The organism is Terasakiispira papahanaumokuakeensis (assembly GCF_001709345.1).
GTDB classification, from domain to species: Bacteria; Pseudomonadota; Gammaproteobacteria; order Pseudomonadales; family Halomonadaceae; genus Terasakiispira; species Terasakiispira papahanaumokuakeensis.
Map to the genome: position 1 here is coordinate 3,084,207 of NZ_MDTQ01000001.1, position 15,956 is coordinate 3,100,162.

General features: G+C 50.3%; 14 protein-coding genes. 5 read left to right on the top strand and 9 right to left on the bottom strand.

Going from position 1 to position 15,956, the window contains the following annotated elements:
- Positions 1–221 precede the first annotated feature (221 nt).
- The 3 genes from BFW38_RS13450 to BFW38_RS13460 all read right to left on the bottom strand — a co-directional run bounded on the left by BFW38_RS13450 (position 222) and on the right by BFW38_RS13460 (position 1,525).
- Positions 222–752, bottom strand: a complete 531-nt coding sequence (locus BFW38_RS13450; RefSeq protein ID WP_068999367.1) for a GNAT family N-acetyltransferase — start codon at positions 750–752, stop codon at positions 222–224.
- 131 nt (positions 753–883) lie between these two features.
- Entirely contained in the window at positions 884–1,204 is a 321-nt protein-coding gene (locus BFW38_RS13455) for a DUF6916 family protein (RefSeq protein WP_068999368.1), read from the bottom strand.
- Positions 1,205–1,300: 96 nt separating this feature from the next.
- A complete protein-coding gene (locus tag BFW38_RS13460) occupies positions 1,301–1,525 on the bottom strand; it encodes a DNA-3-methyladenine glycosylase I (protein ID WP_068999369.1) in 225 nt (74 codons plus the stop codon).
- A gap of 615 nt (positions 1,526–2,140) precedes the next feature.
- Between BFW38_RS13460 and BFW38_RS13465 the strand changes: the two genes are divergently transcribed.
- On the top strand, positions 2,141–2,812 hold the full coding sequence (locus BFW38_RS13465; RefSeq protein ID WP_068999370.1) for a hypothetical protein: 672 nt from the start codon (positions 2,141–2,143) through the stop codon (positions 2,810–2,812).
- A 119-nt stretch (positions 2,813–2,931) separates the two neighbouring features.
- Here BFW38_RS13465 and BFW38_RS18370 read toward each other — a convergent pair whose 3' ends face one another.
- Positions 2,932–5,037, bottom strand: a complete 2,106-nt coding sequence (locus BFW38_RS18370) for a calcium-binding protein (RefSeq protein WP_068999371.1) — start codon at positions 5,035–5,037, stop codon at positions 2,932–2,934.
- A 742-nt stretch (positions 5,038–5,779) separates the two neighbouring features.
- On the opposite strand from BFW38_RS18370, the gene BFW38_RS13475 reads away from it, so the two are divergent.
- Entirely contained in the window at positions 5,780–6,430 is a 651-nt protein-coding gene (locus BFW38_RS13475) for a hypothetical protein (RefSeq protein ID WP_068999372.1), read from the top strand.
- 195 nt (positions 6,431–6,625) lie between these two features.
- On the opposite strand, the gene BFW38_RS13480 is transcribed toward BFW38_RS13475, so the two are convergent.
- The 4 genes from BFW38_RS13480 to BFW38_RS13495 all read right to left on the bottom strand — a co-directional run bounded on the left by BFW38_RS13480 (position 6,626) and on the right by BFW38_RS13495 (position 11,181).
- On the bottom strand, positions 6,626–7,240 hold the full coding sequence (locus tag BFW38_RS13480; RefSeq protein WP_068999373.1) for a DNA-3-methyladenine glycosylase I: 615 nt from the start codon (positions 7,238–7,240) through the stop codon (positions 6,626–6,628).
- 38 nt (positions 7,241–7,278) lie between these two features.
- The gene (locus BFW38_RS13485; RefSeq protein ID WP_068999374.1) at positions 7,279–8,730 is read right to left on the bottom strand and encodes an MFS transporter; all 1,452 of its coding nucleotides are present in this window, start codon (positions 8,728–8,730) and stop codon (positions 7,279–7,281) included.
- A gap of 162 nt (positions 8,731–8,892) precedes the next feature.
- Positions 8,893–9,870, bottom strand: a complete 978-nt coding sequence (locus BFW38_RS13490; RefSeq protein WP_175400984.1) for an MBL fold metallo-hydrolase — start codon at positions 9,868–9,870, stop codon at positions 8,893–8,895.
- 102 nt (positions 9,871–9,972) lie between these two features.
- The gene (locus tag BFW38_RS13495; protein ID WP_068999375.1) at positions 9,973–11,181 is read right to left on the bottom strand and encodes a WD40 repeat domain-containing protein; all 1,209 of its coding nucleotides are present in this window, start codon (positions 11,179–11,181) and stop codon (positions 9,973–9,975) included.
- 288 nt (positions 11,182–11,469) lie between these two features.
- Here BFW38_RS13495 and BFW38_RS13500 point away from each other — a divergent pair, with 288 nt between their 5' ends.
- From BFW38_RS13500 to BFW38_RS13510, 3 genes are read left to right on the top strand one after another with little or no spacing between them, the layout of a single operon-like run.
- Positions 11,470–12,699, top strand: coding sequence for a paraquat-inducible protein A (locus tag BFW38_RS13500; protein WP_068999376.1), 1,230 nt, complete (start codon positions 11,470–11,472; stop codon positions 12,697–12,699).
- Entirely contained in the window at positions 12,696–14,387 is a 1,692-nt protein-coding gene (gene pqiB / locus BFW38_RS13505; protein WP_068999377.1) for an intermembrane transport protein PqiB, read from the top strand. The genes BFW38_RS13500 and pqiB overlap by 4 nt, the downstream gene beginning before the upstream one ends.
- Positions 14,384–15,001, top strand: coding sequence for a PqiC family protein (locus BFW38_RS13510; RefSeq protein WP_068999378.1), 618 nt, complete (start codon positions 14,384–14,386; stop codon positions 14,999–15,001). Before pqiB ends, BFW38_RS13510 begins: the two co-directional genes overlap by 4 nt.
- Before the next feature lie 6 nt (positions 15,002–15,007).
- On the opposite strand, the gene BFW38_RS13515 is transcribed toward BFW38_RS13510, so the two are convergent.
- Positions 15,008–15,910, bottom strand: coding sequence for a LysR substrate-binding domain-containing protein (locus BFW38_RS13515; protein WP_068999379.1), 903 nt, complete (start codon positions 15,908–15,910; stop codon positions 15,008–15,010).
- Positions 15,911–15,956: the final 46 nt, after the last annotated feature.

A 15,956-nucleotide genomic window follows, 5' to 3' on the forward strand; every position in this document is an offset into this window, starting at 1 on the left:
AATACTGGCATCAGTGGTGGAAATCTCCCTGTCGATATCACTAACCCATACCTTGCCGTCTCTTTTCTGATTTGGATGTATGGTGTTTTCCCTTCACGTAATTAATTTGCCTAATGATCTTTGACTCAATTTTAAATACGCAAAATGAAAGGCCCTAAAATATTAACGGAGGGCCTTTCTAAAACGATCTGCTTATCCATATCAATATATTAAAAAACCATCTAAACACCGACAAAAACAGAAGCACGACCAGGGGGCGTCCAGATCAAATGAAGTTGGAGCGGATTCTCGTCTAATACCTGAAACCCTAACTTGGCATAAGTGTGCAATGCCGATGCATTCAATCGCTGTACAGTTAAGGTCAAAGGTAACCCCGCCATGGCAGAAGCTTGCATTAAAGACTGTACAATTTGTTGACCATACCCTTGGCCACGAGCGGTTTTAATTAAAGCAAGATCGACCAACCGAACCTCATTAGCGCCCTGGTCCACAGTCATACGACCAATCGGTGTACCTGCAGACTCAATCATCAAATCCACAGCATTCGGAAACTGAGTGCCATATCCTTGATTCCTTGCCTGATATTGCATATCGACAAGCGAATAAATAAAGTCATCATCTCCTTCAATAAGCGTTAAATCTTCACGACTTTCTCGGTGTAATCGTTCCAGAAAATCGGCATCACTTGAGTACCACTTTACAGGACGAATATATAGACTATTTTGAAACGACACCTGATCTGTTGGTTTCATCACTGAGTCAATTCCTTTTATTTATCAGCCCAACCACAAAGTGGTCGTTTACCCAGCGGCCATAAAAGTTTACCAATTAACCATAACACCACCGCCGACATATGACTGACCTGATCATCGATCAATCACAATTAATTAAATAGCGCTTCATAAGACAAGTAACCATCATCACGAAGATCTGTAATGCGTTTCACTTCGAACTGATAGCGTTGGTTCTCGCCATCATGAAATTCATAGGTGGCCGTCGGTAAAACAGGGTCTTCAAGATGAGCAGAGAGAATCATCGAGAAAGGTGCTCGCCAACTTGCTGGACGCCCGTCGGTGGGATAGCGCAAAACTTCATCAACATGAAGCGATAACTCAACAGACCAGTGCGCCACTTTTAGTACCATTCCCTCAGTCAGTGTCTCAGGGGTCATTTTGTCAGCAGTGATTACATCCTTATTTATCATGGCTTCTCTCCTCAGGTCACAAACTTTGCTGACTTCAATCAGTGAACTTTAGGCATAGACCATTAAGGCGCGAAAAGCGACGACAATCCGCATCGTTCAACGATAGTCAGCAGGCCTTTGCCATTGATCGAGCGCCTGTTCAACCTGGGCACGAACCACACAATCTTCAGCGTGATCATTGATTATCCCCATCGCTTGCAGGAATGAGTAGACCGTCGTCGGGCCGACAAATCGCCACCCCCGCTGTTTAAGCACACGGGCTAATTGTCGAGAGAGATCAGACTGAGTTTGAGATTGAGGCGATGAAGGTGTCGGCGCCACCAACTGAGTTCTCGAAATAGTCCGGCCCTGTCGTTAGCGTTTGCGTTGCCATGGTATTGCAGTCCCCCATTCGAGCGATGATTGTAGTTTGCAATACTTCTTGCTAAATGTTGCGTTGCAGTGGTGACTACAGCGTGTGTCAAATTAAACGATATTGCGCCAACTGAATTCATTACAATGAGGTCTGGGAGAAGCTCAAAACATTAAAGCCCCAATCAAATAAGCACCATATAGACAAATTCATATAAAAAATAAATCAAAATCCCTGAGCATTAACTTTACATCAAATCTTATTTTCAATTATTTCAATAACGCCCATTAGCCTCAAAGCTCTCATTAAATTACTCTCAAACATCTCAACAGCAAAATTAAAAACTCACCTGACCAATGCCACTCTCTTGTTTTTTAGTGGGCTTGACTCATAAAGGGGGCATGTGGATTAAGCCATATTCAGGTCGAGAGATCATCAGCCCGATCCATGAACGCTTAACTTAAACGACATAAATCGATTAAAGTCACTCAATGAATACCCCTCCGTTGATCGCTAAGGACCCCCACAATGGTCATCCTGTTGATTCATCAGAACTTCCCCGGACAATTTCGCCATGTTGCAGAATGGCTTGGGGCCCACAGTCCACACCAGATTATAGGTTTGGGCGATCAAAAAACACTCAGCGGTATAGCGCACCTCCAGGAGTCACATTATTAGGATATGCCTCTCCCGAAGGGGCCGGAGACGCCATCCACCATTATCTGCGAGACCATGAAGCACAAGTCAGACGCGGGCAACAAGTCGTTCGCGCAGTACAGCAATTAATCAATCAAGGGATTACGCCAGATATCACCGTGACCCACCCCGCTTGGGGAGAGGCCTTATTTTTGAAAACCTTGTTACCCAAGGCGCACCATATTCAATACTGCGAGTTCTATTATCAAAACCAAGGCGCAGATATTGATTTTGATCCTGAGTACCCCAGCTCGATTGATGGCCATTACCGCTCGCTTTGCCGCAATGCGACTCAATTGCTCAGCCTCACACAGACTGATGCCTGTATTTCGCCAACCCAGTGGCAGTGCAGTCGCTATCCCATCGAGTATCAGCACAAGATCAAAGTGGTTCATGAGGGCGTCAACACACTTTTTTTGACTCACAAGCACTGGCCGACCAAATCACTCAGGTGCTCAATAATCCTTCTGATTTTGCTCACTTGGGCCAAGCGGCACGCCAAACGGCTATTGAACGCTTCGACCTCGAAACCGTTACCTTACCCCAGTGGATTAATCTGATTACAACAGGACATCATACTGAATAAGCTTAAGTTCATGTGAGTTGATGATCGAACCTTTAAAGCAAAAAAGCCGCTCGGCAGAGCGAGCGGCTTAACGACTCATGAGACCAATAAAAATCATCCCCACCAATTAAAATAATCTTCAACATGAAGATCTTCACTGAAAGGCTCAGGTGCCTGGGCTATCAAACCGGGCGCCCCTGGGTCGACAATCATCCCATTGGCCGCCCCGTCATCATCAAACTGGCCACCATCTTCAATCGTAAACGTCAGCACTGTCCGATCATTCTCGGTACGCAGGCTCCCGCCAAACTCATCACTGGCTAAGTTCACCCAACGATCATTGGCATCCTGCTTCCAGTAACCATTCACTTCAATATCAGATGACATCACTAACGTAAAGGTGGTGCTATCCCCAGCATTGGCAAGCTGAGCACTGAATTGCAGCATTCCTAACGGCATTGAGAGCGCTAATGGATGGCTGTCCGCTTCATCCAACTGATCAATCCCTAACAGAGACTCACCGTTCCCAGTCGCCAAGGTTAGGAACCTCTCCTCTGCATCACCAGGATTAGACACCGCTGTCGGCGTATTCAAAACGATAAACGAGACCACATCCGCCTGTTCAGAATCGGCAATACCGTCGCCATTGCCATCGCCTTGGCCATTGCCTTGGCCATTGCCATCGAAAGAAAGCACCTGGTCTTCAATCTCAGAATCCACACCATCATTATCAGCATCGGGGTCAGGTTCGGGTTCAGGTTCGGGTTCAGGTTCGGGTTCGGGTTCGGGTTCAGGTTCAGGCGTCGGATCGGGGTCAGGGGTCGGATCGGGGTCAGGGGTCGGATCGGGGTCAGGGGTCGGATCGGGATCAGGGGTCGGAACCGTAAAGGTCACCGTTGTTTGGGCTTTGCCACTGTCGTAGGCGGCCGAGAAGGTGCCGCTTGCGCCCGTTAGGGTCAGAGTTTTACCGGTTTCGAGCGTCAGAGCCCCATCGAACGAGTTGCCGTTCAAAGACGACAGATCAGCCCCTTCAATGATCAAGGTATCGCTGGCCGAAAAATCGCTGATCGTGTCGCCGTTGAACTGGTCTATTGCGCCCTGAAAAATGTCGTTACCGGCGCCGCCATATAGCTCGTCGTTGCCGAGACCGCCGAACAAAGTGTCGTTGCCCTCACCGCCGATCAACGAGTCGTTGCCGCCACCGCCGGTGATGTCGAATTTGCCATCTTTTTCAGCGCTGCCATCCCATTTTACGGCATCGGCACTGGTGGAGGCATCGACCGTCAGCGTTTGGCCGCTGGCCACCGTTGCATCGTGGGTGGTGATGTGTTGCTCGCCCCCGGTGATGACCATCTTTTCAACGTTGGTCAGGGTCGTATCTTTGAAGGCCACCGTCTGTGTGGCGCTGATCTCTAAGGTATCGGTGCCGTCGCCGCCGTCCACCACATCGTCCGCGTTCAGGGTATTGGCGGTTGTGGCGATGAAGGTGTCGTTGCCCGCCGTACCGGTCGGCGTGTCGTTGCCGGTGGTGAAGTCGGGGGCCTTAAGAGTGATGGTTGTGTCGGCGCCGTCGTAGGTGGCTGAGAAGGTGCCGCTTGCTGCCGTGATGTCGTTCAGCGTCAGGGTCTTGCCGCCTTTCAAGTCGATGATGCCGCTGGCGTTACTGCCATCCAGACTGGAAAGGTCGGATTCAGAGACAATGAGGGTATCGCCTACGGAAAAATCGGTGATCGTGTCGCCGTCTAAGTCGTTTACGGAGCCAATGAAGGTGTCGTTGCCAGAGCCGCCAGATAGCTCGTCGTTGCCATCACCGCCGAGCAACATGTCGTTGCCGTCACCGCCCACCAGATTGTCGTCACCTTGGCCAGCGACAAGGGTGTCATCTCCGCCGCCACCGGTCAGCTGGTCATCTCCGTCACCGCCAACTAAAGAGTCACCCAGATCACCGCCGGTGGCCGTTAACGTGCCTGTTCCGCTATCACTGTAGTCAATATAGATGCTGTGATTTTGTGGGCTCAGGTTATTAGTTTTACCTGTCGTAAATACAGGATTTACATTAAGATAAAAGTAGTTCGCTTTTTCTGGGTCGCTATACGCTACTATGAGGGCTATGTTTATGTCTTTTGAAAGTGTTACATCATCTCCACTATCATTAACGGCAATGATTCCGTTAGCATCGTTGTAATTTGCTTCGGTTGAATACTTGAGCATATTAGCCATGATTCATCCCCCCCATATTGTTAAGCCCCTGATTGACGACCGCGCAATGTCATTGCTCTGCTCGACCTTAAGAAGCCATCATGCATCAATTGATCAATAGAATACTAATAAAAAATAAATGCGCTAAACCTTCATATTTCTGTCAACACAAAAAAATCAACCAGCAATAAAAACACAAGAGGCTCAGCCTATTGCCAATAGGCCAAATATTTCATTAATCTCAAAACCATCAACCATTTAAAAGCGATCAGCTGCCTCAAAACCATGAATCGCTCAAAAAAACCTGATTTAGACGGGAAACATCATTTACAGCCATAATCCAATCATAACAATCTAACTGTATCATCATGTTATAACCATTCTATTTCCGGACCGGTGTTGATAATATTTTGTCTTCATATTGATTCAAACGCCGCTGAGGGGGGGGGATGGGTATGACGCATGAATCAACAAGAGCATTGAATTCCCAACCAACTTCAGAATCGAGTTCTTACTCCATTCTCAAACCAATCAAAACAACAAAATCGTTATTTTTTAGAGCTTTTTGCAACCAAAAGATCCATATGGTAGCCAGCGATCAATAAGGCGTTGATTACAACAAATGAATAGCATTATATTTCAGCGCGCTCAAAACCCTGATGTTTAGATGCACAATCAATAAAGCAATCAGAGAAAGTTTAAAGATTGCGTCCCTTATCTCACTGCTCATAGAACATGAGAAGCTCTTTAAAATGGAGAGGCCATGATTTTTTTTGGATCTAGAAGCAAAACTGTCACGGGACAAGTTGTAGAGGGGATCAATTGCCCGAACTGTGAAAACCAGCAATTTATTACTTACGGTTTAATTAAATACTTCCATCTCTACTGGATTCCAACGTTGATCACGTCAAAAACAGTGGGTATAGAGTGCACACACTGTAAGAAAAACATGGTTAATAATGAGCTTCCTGAACACTTATCTAAAGAAATCAAAACCGCCTTGTTTACCAAAAAGCAAGTGCTGCCAATGTTTTCAGGGTTAATTATTATTGCCTGCCTAGTAGTGTTTGGCGTTTATACGGCCCAAAAGAATAGCGCCAATGAATTGACTTATATCGAACAACCAGCCGTTCATGATCTATACATCGTCAACTTAACAAAAATATTTGATGACACTGACCCTGAATATAAATACGGCATCATGAGAATTACACATCTCAAGTCGGGACAAGCTGAGTTCCAAGTCAGTCGAATTGCTTATAATAAAAGATCGGGAGCACGCAAAGATATTCGAACGGGTAAAGCCTCTTCGGAGGCCTACTACGATGATAGCGGTTCTTTGTATATTGATATTGACAAACTCAAAGACATGAAAGAAGCGGGAGCCATTAATTCAATAAAACGCCTTGAGTAAAAACCATTGCACGGCGTGCCTACATCAACGTTATTAGGCACGCTGATAAGTTTGACGTTATTCAGCGGTTGACGTTTAGCCGCTATCTAAGCTGCCCTTTTTAAAAAATCCGCCTGCAATATGTTGCTTACCCGACTCACCAGAGTCCATTCGCCGAAAGAGCAGAGCAGTCGAAACAAGACGGTCTCAAATGAATCAGGGCGAAGGCCTTTGCCATTGATCCCGCGCCTGTTCAACCTGGGCACGAATCACGCAGCCTTCAGCATGATCATTGATCATGCCCATCGCTTGCAGGAATGAATACACGGTGGTTGGACCGACAAATCGCCACCCGCGTTGTTTCAACGCACGGGCTAATTGTCGAGAGAGATCAGACTGTGATTGCGATTGAGGCAGCGGTAAAGAAGCCGGGTCAGGTTCATATGCCCAAAAAAATGATGCCAGCGAGCCCGCTTCTTCAATCAATGCCAGTGCACACCGTGCATTGTTGATCACCGCTTCAATCTTGCCACGATGTCGAATAATGCCCGAGTTGCCCAGCAAACGTTGCACGTCGGCCTCGCGATACTGCGCCACACGATGGAAATCAAAATGATCAAAGGCTTCGCGAAAGTGTTGGCGTTTATTCAAAATCGTGCGCCAGCTCAGCCCCGATTGAAAACTCTCAAGACATAGCTTTTCAAATAAGCGCTGATCATCTTTAACCGGAAACCCCCATTCCTGATCATGATAGGCTAGGAACTCCGGTGCTCCACCACACCAGTGGCAGCGTGCTTGCCCATCCGGACCAATAAAATCAGCCGTTACCATGTCAAGGCTCCTTTAATAAAAGAGAGTGATGCGAGACATCAGGATTCGACAGCCGGATCTTTTGAAGCCGAGTGAGATTCGGATAAAGACCCCGCTTTACGTCGATGCCACGCATAAAACCAAGTGGCCGCCACCATCATGAGCATCACCACCACTTCAAATAACAAGACACGGTTTAACGCCAGGTCATAGGGAGCCCCACGATCCAATTGTGCAACCAGTATGCTGCCATAAACTGCCGTGCCCAACCCCAGAGAGGCTTGTTGGACGGTTGAAAGAATCGCGCTTCCCGTACCTGCGGCTTGAGTCGGCACTTCAGCCAAGCCGATACGATAAAAACAACTCACAATTAAAGCACGACCACTGCTAATCAAACAAAAAGCGGGCAACAAAACCCAGGCATTTAATGCTGGCCAATACAGGTTCACCGTCAGCACCAAGGCCAAGAGCCCTGGCACCACCAGCGCCAAACCAACGAACAGCGTTTTGATCGGCCCCAACCTAAGGTGAAAGCGAGCGCTTTGCATCGCAAAGAGAAAGTAAACCAATCCCAGTGAGATAAAGATATTCCCAGAAGTCAAAGCACTGAACCCCAGCCCACTCTGCAGGGCCAGCGCCATCACAAACATGAAACCGCTCCAGCTGGCAAAGACCACCAGTGCGATGACAAAGCCAAAACGCATAGAGCCCAGCGTCAATAAATCCGGTGACAGCAAAGGCCACGGCTGCCGACGTTCAACACGCCAGAGTAAAAGGCCCAAAGGCAATAAGCCCACTAGCATTATCTGGCACCACCAAGGCCAACTTAAAGCCGGGCCCAATGCCAACCCAAACAGCAAGCAGAAGATGATCATCGCCAACAGTAAAGTACCGGGCACATCAATCCCCGCAGCATGCTCGGCCTTCATTTCCGGCAGCAGGCGCGGCGTCTGCCAGAGGATATAAAGCCCTACGGGTAAGTTGATCAAGAAAACAAGGCGCCAGCCGAGCCCCCACAAATCCAGAGCGACCAAGGCACCGCCCAAGACTTGTCCGGTAGCAAAAGCGATCCCACCGATGGCCCCATAAGCCGCAATGGCACGCGCATGTCGCTCACCTTTTAAGCGGGTGTGCAAGATCGCCAGAATTTGCGGCACCGCCAGTGCCGCACCGACGCCCTGCAATAGTCTGGCGATCAGCAACATTTCCACATTGAGCGCAACACCGCAGAGCAAAGAAGCCAGCGTAAACAGCGCTAAGCCATAGCCATATAAAAGCCGACGTCCATATCGATCCCCCAGGCGTCCGCCCAGCGCTAAACATACCGCAAACGCCACCCCATAAACCGCCACAATCAACTCAAGTTCGGTATGACTGGCATTGAGGCTCTCACTGATCGCGGCCAACGCCACATTGATAATGGAAAAATCCATCAGCGGTAAAAGCTGACCGGCCAGCAGAATCCAGAGCCCTGCCCGGCTTAATGATGATGCGGTGGAGGTTTTATGCATGAGAAACCTGTTGATGTTGTCCGCGTCTGGCCGGTTGAGGGGGAAGGTCAAGCGATCATAAAATCGCCAGCAAGTACTCGACCCGCGACGGCGAACGCTTCACCGTTGATCACATCATCCATGATGACCAGTGAAGCGGCCTTCAACATCAAACCCAAGAGATTACCGGTTGTGATAAGCCGCTGGAATCCAGCGGTAGCCTTGGTCTTGTACTCGCAGGTGGCCCACCCCGGGGAAGTTCATATGCGGCGCGGCCAGTAGTGCCCCTTCTTGGGCAAAAGTCTGGAACCATTTCAGTCGTTCAGCACGGGCTTTTGATGGGTTCAAGTCATAGCCGACGGTAACTTCAGGGGCCGGTAGCTGAACGGCTCGGATATGGATCATATCACCAATCAAATAGAGCTGCTCACCCGCACTGTGCAGCTGGTAAAACGTCGCGCCTGGGGTATGCCCCGCCATGGGAATGGCTTTGATGCCTGGGAGTAACTGGGTTGGACCAGAGGATGTTTTCAACTGCCCAGCAGCCCGATAAAGCGCCACACTCGCTTGCGCACGATCCCAATCCAGTTGGCGGATCACACCGTCTCGTAGATTGTCAGGATTTAAAAACCGACCGATATCAGCTTGATGGATATAAACAACCGCATTGGGAAAAGCGCGTTTGCCATGAAGTGCCAGTCCCCCTTCATGATCCCCATGCATATGGGTGATCAATACATCGGTAATGTCTTCAGGGCTGTAGCCTGTTAACGCTAAGCTACGGAGCAATTTGCCACCAACATCACCACAAAAAGTCCCGCAACCGGTATCCACCAGCATCAAATGTCCTTGCATACGTACTAAAAACGCCGTGATGGAGGTTTCAACAGGGTTGATTTCAAAAGTTTGATCCAGATAAGCCTGGACCTGATCAGCCGAGAGGCCTTGTAGCACAGAGAAAAGATCAATCGGGAAGGTCCCATCGCTCAGCGCAATGACCTCGGCATTGCCGACTTGAAAGCGCGCGATACTGCCATCCGTGGCGAGCTCAGTATTTGAGGCTTCACTCGAAGCTGATACCGCACCACTGATCAAGCCCATAGCGCCAACGGCCGCCATCAAAAGACTCAACACTGCTCGCCTGCTCAATAATCGCATCATGACTCCTCCATGAAAGTGCGCCATTAGCATGGCGCCTAGTGTCGACCTAATCCCGATGCCTCGATCAACCTTTCAGCACAAACGACTGATCCATCACATCGTTTAGCTCACCGTGTTTTGCCAATAATAGACACAACCATCATCACTGCCACCGAATACATAGCCACCATCCGGCGTGATCTGCATCGGCCAGTTCATTAATCGCGTCGGGTATGACCAGAGGCATCGCTGCTCGTACAGATCAAAGAGATAGAAGTTGCCGGGGGTTTCATCTTGATCAGAGTTCGATAGCGGTTGACCATCAGTCGCCGTCAACCAGCGGCCAGCATCGTCCATGGTTAAGCCTGGATTCGCTGAATATTCCAGCATTTTTTGCCAGCTCAGCCCAGGGGCAAATAATCGGGCCGTCATCATATGGCCTTCCACGACACAAACGGCTCCTTGATCATGGCCATAGTTGACGGCACTGGCGATCACCAGGTTGCCATATCCCCGATCAGCAATGGCTATACCATAACTGACCCCCAGATCTTGGATCGGTGGCGTATGCCGGTAAAGCGGTACCTGGGCTGATTCTGGGTTAAAAAGGCAGCTACTGCCATCGTACATCGCCACAGCCCAGAACCCGCCTTCGGGGGTCATCGCAACACGCATCGCCGGGCAATCCAGTACACTCACCGCCTTCATTGACAATGATGAGCCACAGTCAAACCAAAACACCGCGCCAGTCGCCTCTTCAGCAGGCTCATCAGCAGTCAAATAGTGACGGCCAGCAACCACGATCTGTCGACCTTCTCGATCAATAGCGACACTTTCAGCATAGTAATCGCGTCCATTCACATCTAAATCGGCAGAGTCCAGCAATACATATCGAGCCCCCACACGCTGATAGACCCGTAAGGACGAACTATAAACCGCTGCCAGAATATCCCCACTTTGACTCATCGCCACCTGATTGACACGACCCGATAGACCCGAGACATCCAACATAGAAGCCCCACCCATGGCAACATCATAGGCTTTCAGGAAGCCACTCCCGCCCTGAGTCGAATACTCTCCGCCAGCCGTGGCATAACGGCCATTGCCGCTGATCGCGGTCCAAAAGAATCCGCGATCACACGATTGGCCAAGCGGAACACTCCAAAGGTTGCGGCCTTCTCCATCCAAGCAGTAGAAGCTGAATGCCCCCTTCCCGTATTCGCTGGAAGAGGCGTATACACAACGCTGCCCATCATCACTTAAATCAACACTATTGACTTGATGAACCGGCTTGGGGGGATAAGACCAGTCGGGTTTACGGATAACAGTCATCGGCTGCTCCTTGCAAAGGGTCAAATAGGACTAGTATTGGCCTATAGCATGACAGACACAATGTATAATGCATGCCTCTACTGTGCCCGAATAGGCACAGTAGGCGCATGGGAGCGCTTATGGCAAAATTAAATCACTCAAACCATGCGACCCAAGCCCATATTCCACATGAAAAAGATTCCACATAAAAAAGAAGTCATAGCGCTATGAACAACTGCGACGATCAGGAATCTCATTCTGCACCCCAGGCGGCGGGCCCGACTTTATTGAGCATAAGGACATCCGAGTATGGCCATGATTTGCCCTGAGTGTGATTGGCTTAACTCCGATTACGAGACCGAGGCCTCCACCGATCTACATTGTCAGCGCTGCGGACATACCCTTTATCGCTGTGCCCGCCATAGAGCTTCACGCCTACAAGCACTCACCTATTCGGCATTATTGATGCTAGCTGCGGCATTAAGTTTTCCATTTCTTGGGTTCGCCACGCAGGGCACGCCACACTATATGACGCTGACCGATACGGTCACCACTTTAGTCAGCCATCACTTCATGGCGCTGGGTATCATGATCGGGGTGCTGTTATTGGTCTTGCCATTTCTATACCTGGGGTTAGTGGCTTACCTCACCTTCGCAATTCAATACCAGCGCACGTTACCGGGTATGCGAATGGCAGCCCGAACATTAGCCAGCATTGCGCCTTGGCTCATGCTTGATGTGTTCTTGGTGGGTATCTTAGTGGCGCTGGTCAAGCTGCACAGTATTGCCAAACTGGAGCTGGGGCTTTCCTTTTGGGCTTACTGTGCGGCCACCCTACTCATCGCGCGCATCTGGTCGCTGATGGATATGCCCTGGTTATGGGACCAGCTACTGGGGCCGGTGGCAGCACCGCACAACACTCATGCCGGAACAGCTCGCCAACAATCATTGTGTAGCTGTGAGTGTTGTAGCGCCATTCAATTGATGCAAACGACACACTGCCAACGCTGCGGTCATCCGGTGCACTCACGTCGCCCTCATCACCTGTCCATCACGATCGCCTTATTGCTGGCCGCCAGCATTATGTACATACCCGCTAACGTCTTCCCCATTATGGATACGACATTTCTTGGGCAAACCCAAAGTTCAACCATTGTCGGTGGTATCATCCAACTCTGGCGTGGCGGCTCTTATCCGATTGCGATCATTATCTTAGTCGCCAGTATATTGGTGCCATTGGCCAAAATTTTCGTATTAGCCTGGCTTTGCTGGCAACATCACAGCCAGTACGCGTTAACAGCTCAGCAAAAGCAACGGTTTTATCAAGTCACAGAGTTTGTCGGCCGCTGGTCGATGATTGATATTTTTGTTGTCGCAGTGCTCACAGCACTGGTGCAGCAAGGCAATATCATGAATGTCATCCCCGGCCCAGCCATTCTGTCATTCGCCGCGGTCGTCGTACTGACGATGTTAGCGGCCATGGCGTTTGATCCCCGACAACTTTGGGATGCCCTGCCGCAACAGGAGACTCACCCTTGAGCCAGAAGGCCCCAACTGCTCATCATGCCTCTCGCATCAGCCTCCACCCCGTATGGCTGGTCCCTTTGATTGCGCTTTTGGTCGCGGGCTGGATGCTCTACCAGAACTGGGCCAGCCAAGGACCAGAGATCACGCTGATCGCTGACAATGCCGAAGGCCTTGAGGTGGGGAAAACCAAGATCAAAGCACGCAATGTTGAGATTGGCGAAGTCACCGCCATTCAATTAAGCGACAATTTTGAACACGCCATTATTACGGCCACCCTGAACCAGGGAAGCCAAGGCATGCTTCACAAAGATACCCAATTCTGGGTCATCAAACCGCGCGTAGGTACCGAAGGTATCAGTGGTCTCGGCACGCTCTTATCAGGGGCCTATATCGAAATGGAACCGGGTCGCAAAGGTGAGCCGCCTGAGCATTACACCATGCTGAAACAACCTCCGCTCTCAACGGCGGAAGACAAAGGGCTCAGGTTACAACTGTTCAGTACCGGCTTGGCCAAAATGTCGGTGGGAACACCCGTACACTTTCGTGGTTATCAAGTCGGGCATATTGAATCCGTTGGCTTTGATACCGAAAAAGAAGCCATTACTTACCGCATTTTCATCAGCGCGCCCTATGATGCACTGGTCAGCGATGTCGTTCAGTTTTGGGTAACACCCGGACTATCACTGAAAAGCTCTGCCCGGGGTGTTGAAGTCCGAATGGATTCACTGGAAACGTTACTCACAGGCGGTATTTCATTTGGCACGACCAAAGAAGGGCTCACAGGCCAAATGGTTGAAGATATGAGCCGCTTTCAGCTTTACGGTTCAAAACAAGACGCGGCTGATCACCGCTATACCCAGTTCCTGACTTATGTCTTTATGTTTGATGAAGATGTCGGTGGGCTGGAAGCCGGAGCACCGATTGAATTTCGCGGCATTCGCATCGGCACCGTACAACAGGTGCCCTTCAAAGGGATTCCGCTACACCGCTGGAATGAAATGCAACACCCGGCGATCCCGGTACTGGCGAGAATAGAGCCTCAGCGATTGGCGGATACATTGACTCAAAAAGACATCAGCCTGGAGCAGTGGCAGACCCTGTTCCAAGAAAGCATTGATGACGGGCTGCGCGCCTCATTAAACACCCGCAATCTATTTACCGGGGCTAAAGTCATTAGCTTGGATTTTGTCGACAACAGTAAGCAGTCCACTCATACCGGTCGTTTTGCTGACTACCCCATTTTCCCCTCAGTGCCGGGTGGGTTTGCCGATATGGAACAAAAGCTGACCGCCGTGCTGGACAACCTAGGACAGGCCCCGCTGGAGGAAACATTTAAGACCCTCAATCAAACACTCAAACAAGCGGATCACAGCCTGGCATCCATTCACGCGGTGAGCCATGAACTGCAACAATTACTGGCCAAACCCGAAACTCAGCAACTGCCCGCCAGCACCCAACAACTACTGCAGCAAATGAATCAAACGCTCAGTAGCTACCAACCCAATGGCGGAATCGGCCAACAATTGGGCACCACTTTGACGACGCTTCAGCGCACACTTGATGACCTACAACCGTTGATACGTCAACTGGGACAACAACCCAATGCGCTGATTTTTGAAGGCGAGGCCCCGCCTGATCGGATACCTTCAGCGTCTTCAGAACCCGCGCCTTCAAGATCGCAAGGAGCATACCCAGAATGACACGCCTTTTGTCTCGTTTATGGGCTTTGCGTTTATCGGCCCTGCTATGGATCACAGTAGGGCTGGGCGGCTGTGCCAATGGTCCATCCGTGCAAGAGTATTTGATGACATTGCCTGCTGCGGATGCACTGCCTGATCAGGGATCACCTCATGTCACTCAGGTAAGCCGGGTGCAAGTGCCCACTTACCTTTCAGGCAGCGCAATGGTACTGATTGATGAACAAGGACAAGTGTATCGGGCACGTCAACACCTTTGGGCAGAACCCCTCAGCAATCAACTCACTCGGCTCACCTGGCAACGCCTTCAGCAGCGTCTTCCTAAGTGGACATGGCTGCCACCTGAAAACCACTATACTAAGCCTGCCGCACAGCTTAGCCTGACCCTCTCACGCTTTGAGGCTGACTTCCAAGGTGATAGTCGTATTGAAGGCCAATGGCGCTGGGTATCCGCCGCCGGAGATCAAGCTTATTGCGGTACCGTCGTAGGCCGCTGGCCATTGGCCCAGTCAGGTTATGCGGGCATGGCCCAAGCACTTGCCAATAACTGGAGCCAGCAGATCATCGACACCGTGGCCGAAGCACTTGCCTCCCCCACACCCGCCAACTGTCATTAAGCCCCATCATGCTCGATTCGCTCGCCATGGCCCACGTTGGTGTAAGCGTTGGCGTAGCAACTGCGCCAACGCTTCAACTGCCTCGGATGACTCATCGTCAATCTGAGGCGCTAAGTGCAACTGAGCCTGACACGGCCGTAACGAGGGCAACCCCTCAGCTGAGCCTAGTTCGCGCATCATCGGTGTCATCCGCTCCCGATCAATCACGCTAATCGCTAGACCGGCTTCAATCGCACTCTCAATGGCATGAATACTGGTGCTGGTAAAGACAGCATGCCACGACATACCGGCCCCTTCGAGCGCCTCTATGGCCAACTGCCGATAAGGACAGTGATCACCATGAAGGGCTAAGGGCCAACTAGGGCGATCATCAAATGAGGTATGTTTAGGGGCGGCCCAAATAGGATCGGTTTGCCACAAAGCATCACCACCAGGTAAAGATATGGGCCGATCTAATATGATCGCAAGGGCTAGCTGGGCACGGCGGATTTGAGTCGCCAATTCACCACTGGTCGCCGTCACCACCTCTAACACAACCTGAGGGTGCTGAGTGATGAACTCGGGTAATACATCCAGCAATAGCTCATGGGCATAATCTTCAGGTAAGCCCAAGCGCACTTTCCCGGTGAGCTTCTGTCCCGTGAAGCGCCCCAGCACTTGATCATGTAGTCGCAAGAGGGCCCGGGTCTCATGCAATAATGCTTCCCCTCGAGGTGTTGGCACAACACCGCGCGAGCCGCGCACCAGCAAACGGGTCCCCAGCTGACTCTCCAGCCGCTTCAACTGCATGCTAATGGCACTTAGCGTCCGGTGACGAGCTTCTGCAGCCGCCGCTAACGAGCCTAAATGAACCGCCGAATGAAAGGTTCTGAGTAATTCAATATCCAGCGCCTTCGAAGATTCAATCATATTGAACCCTGCCTTCACTTTATTTCGATTTATTCAATAAAAGTAC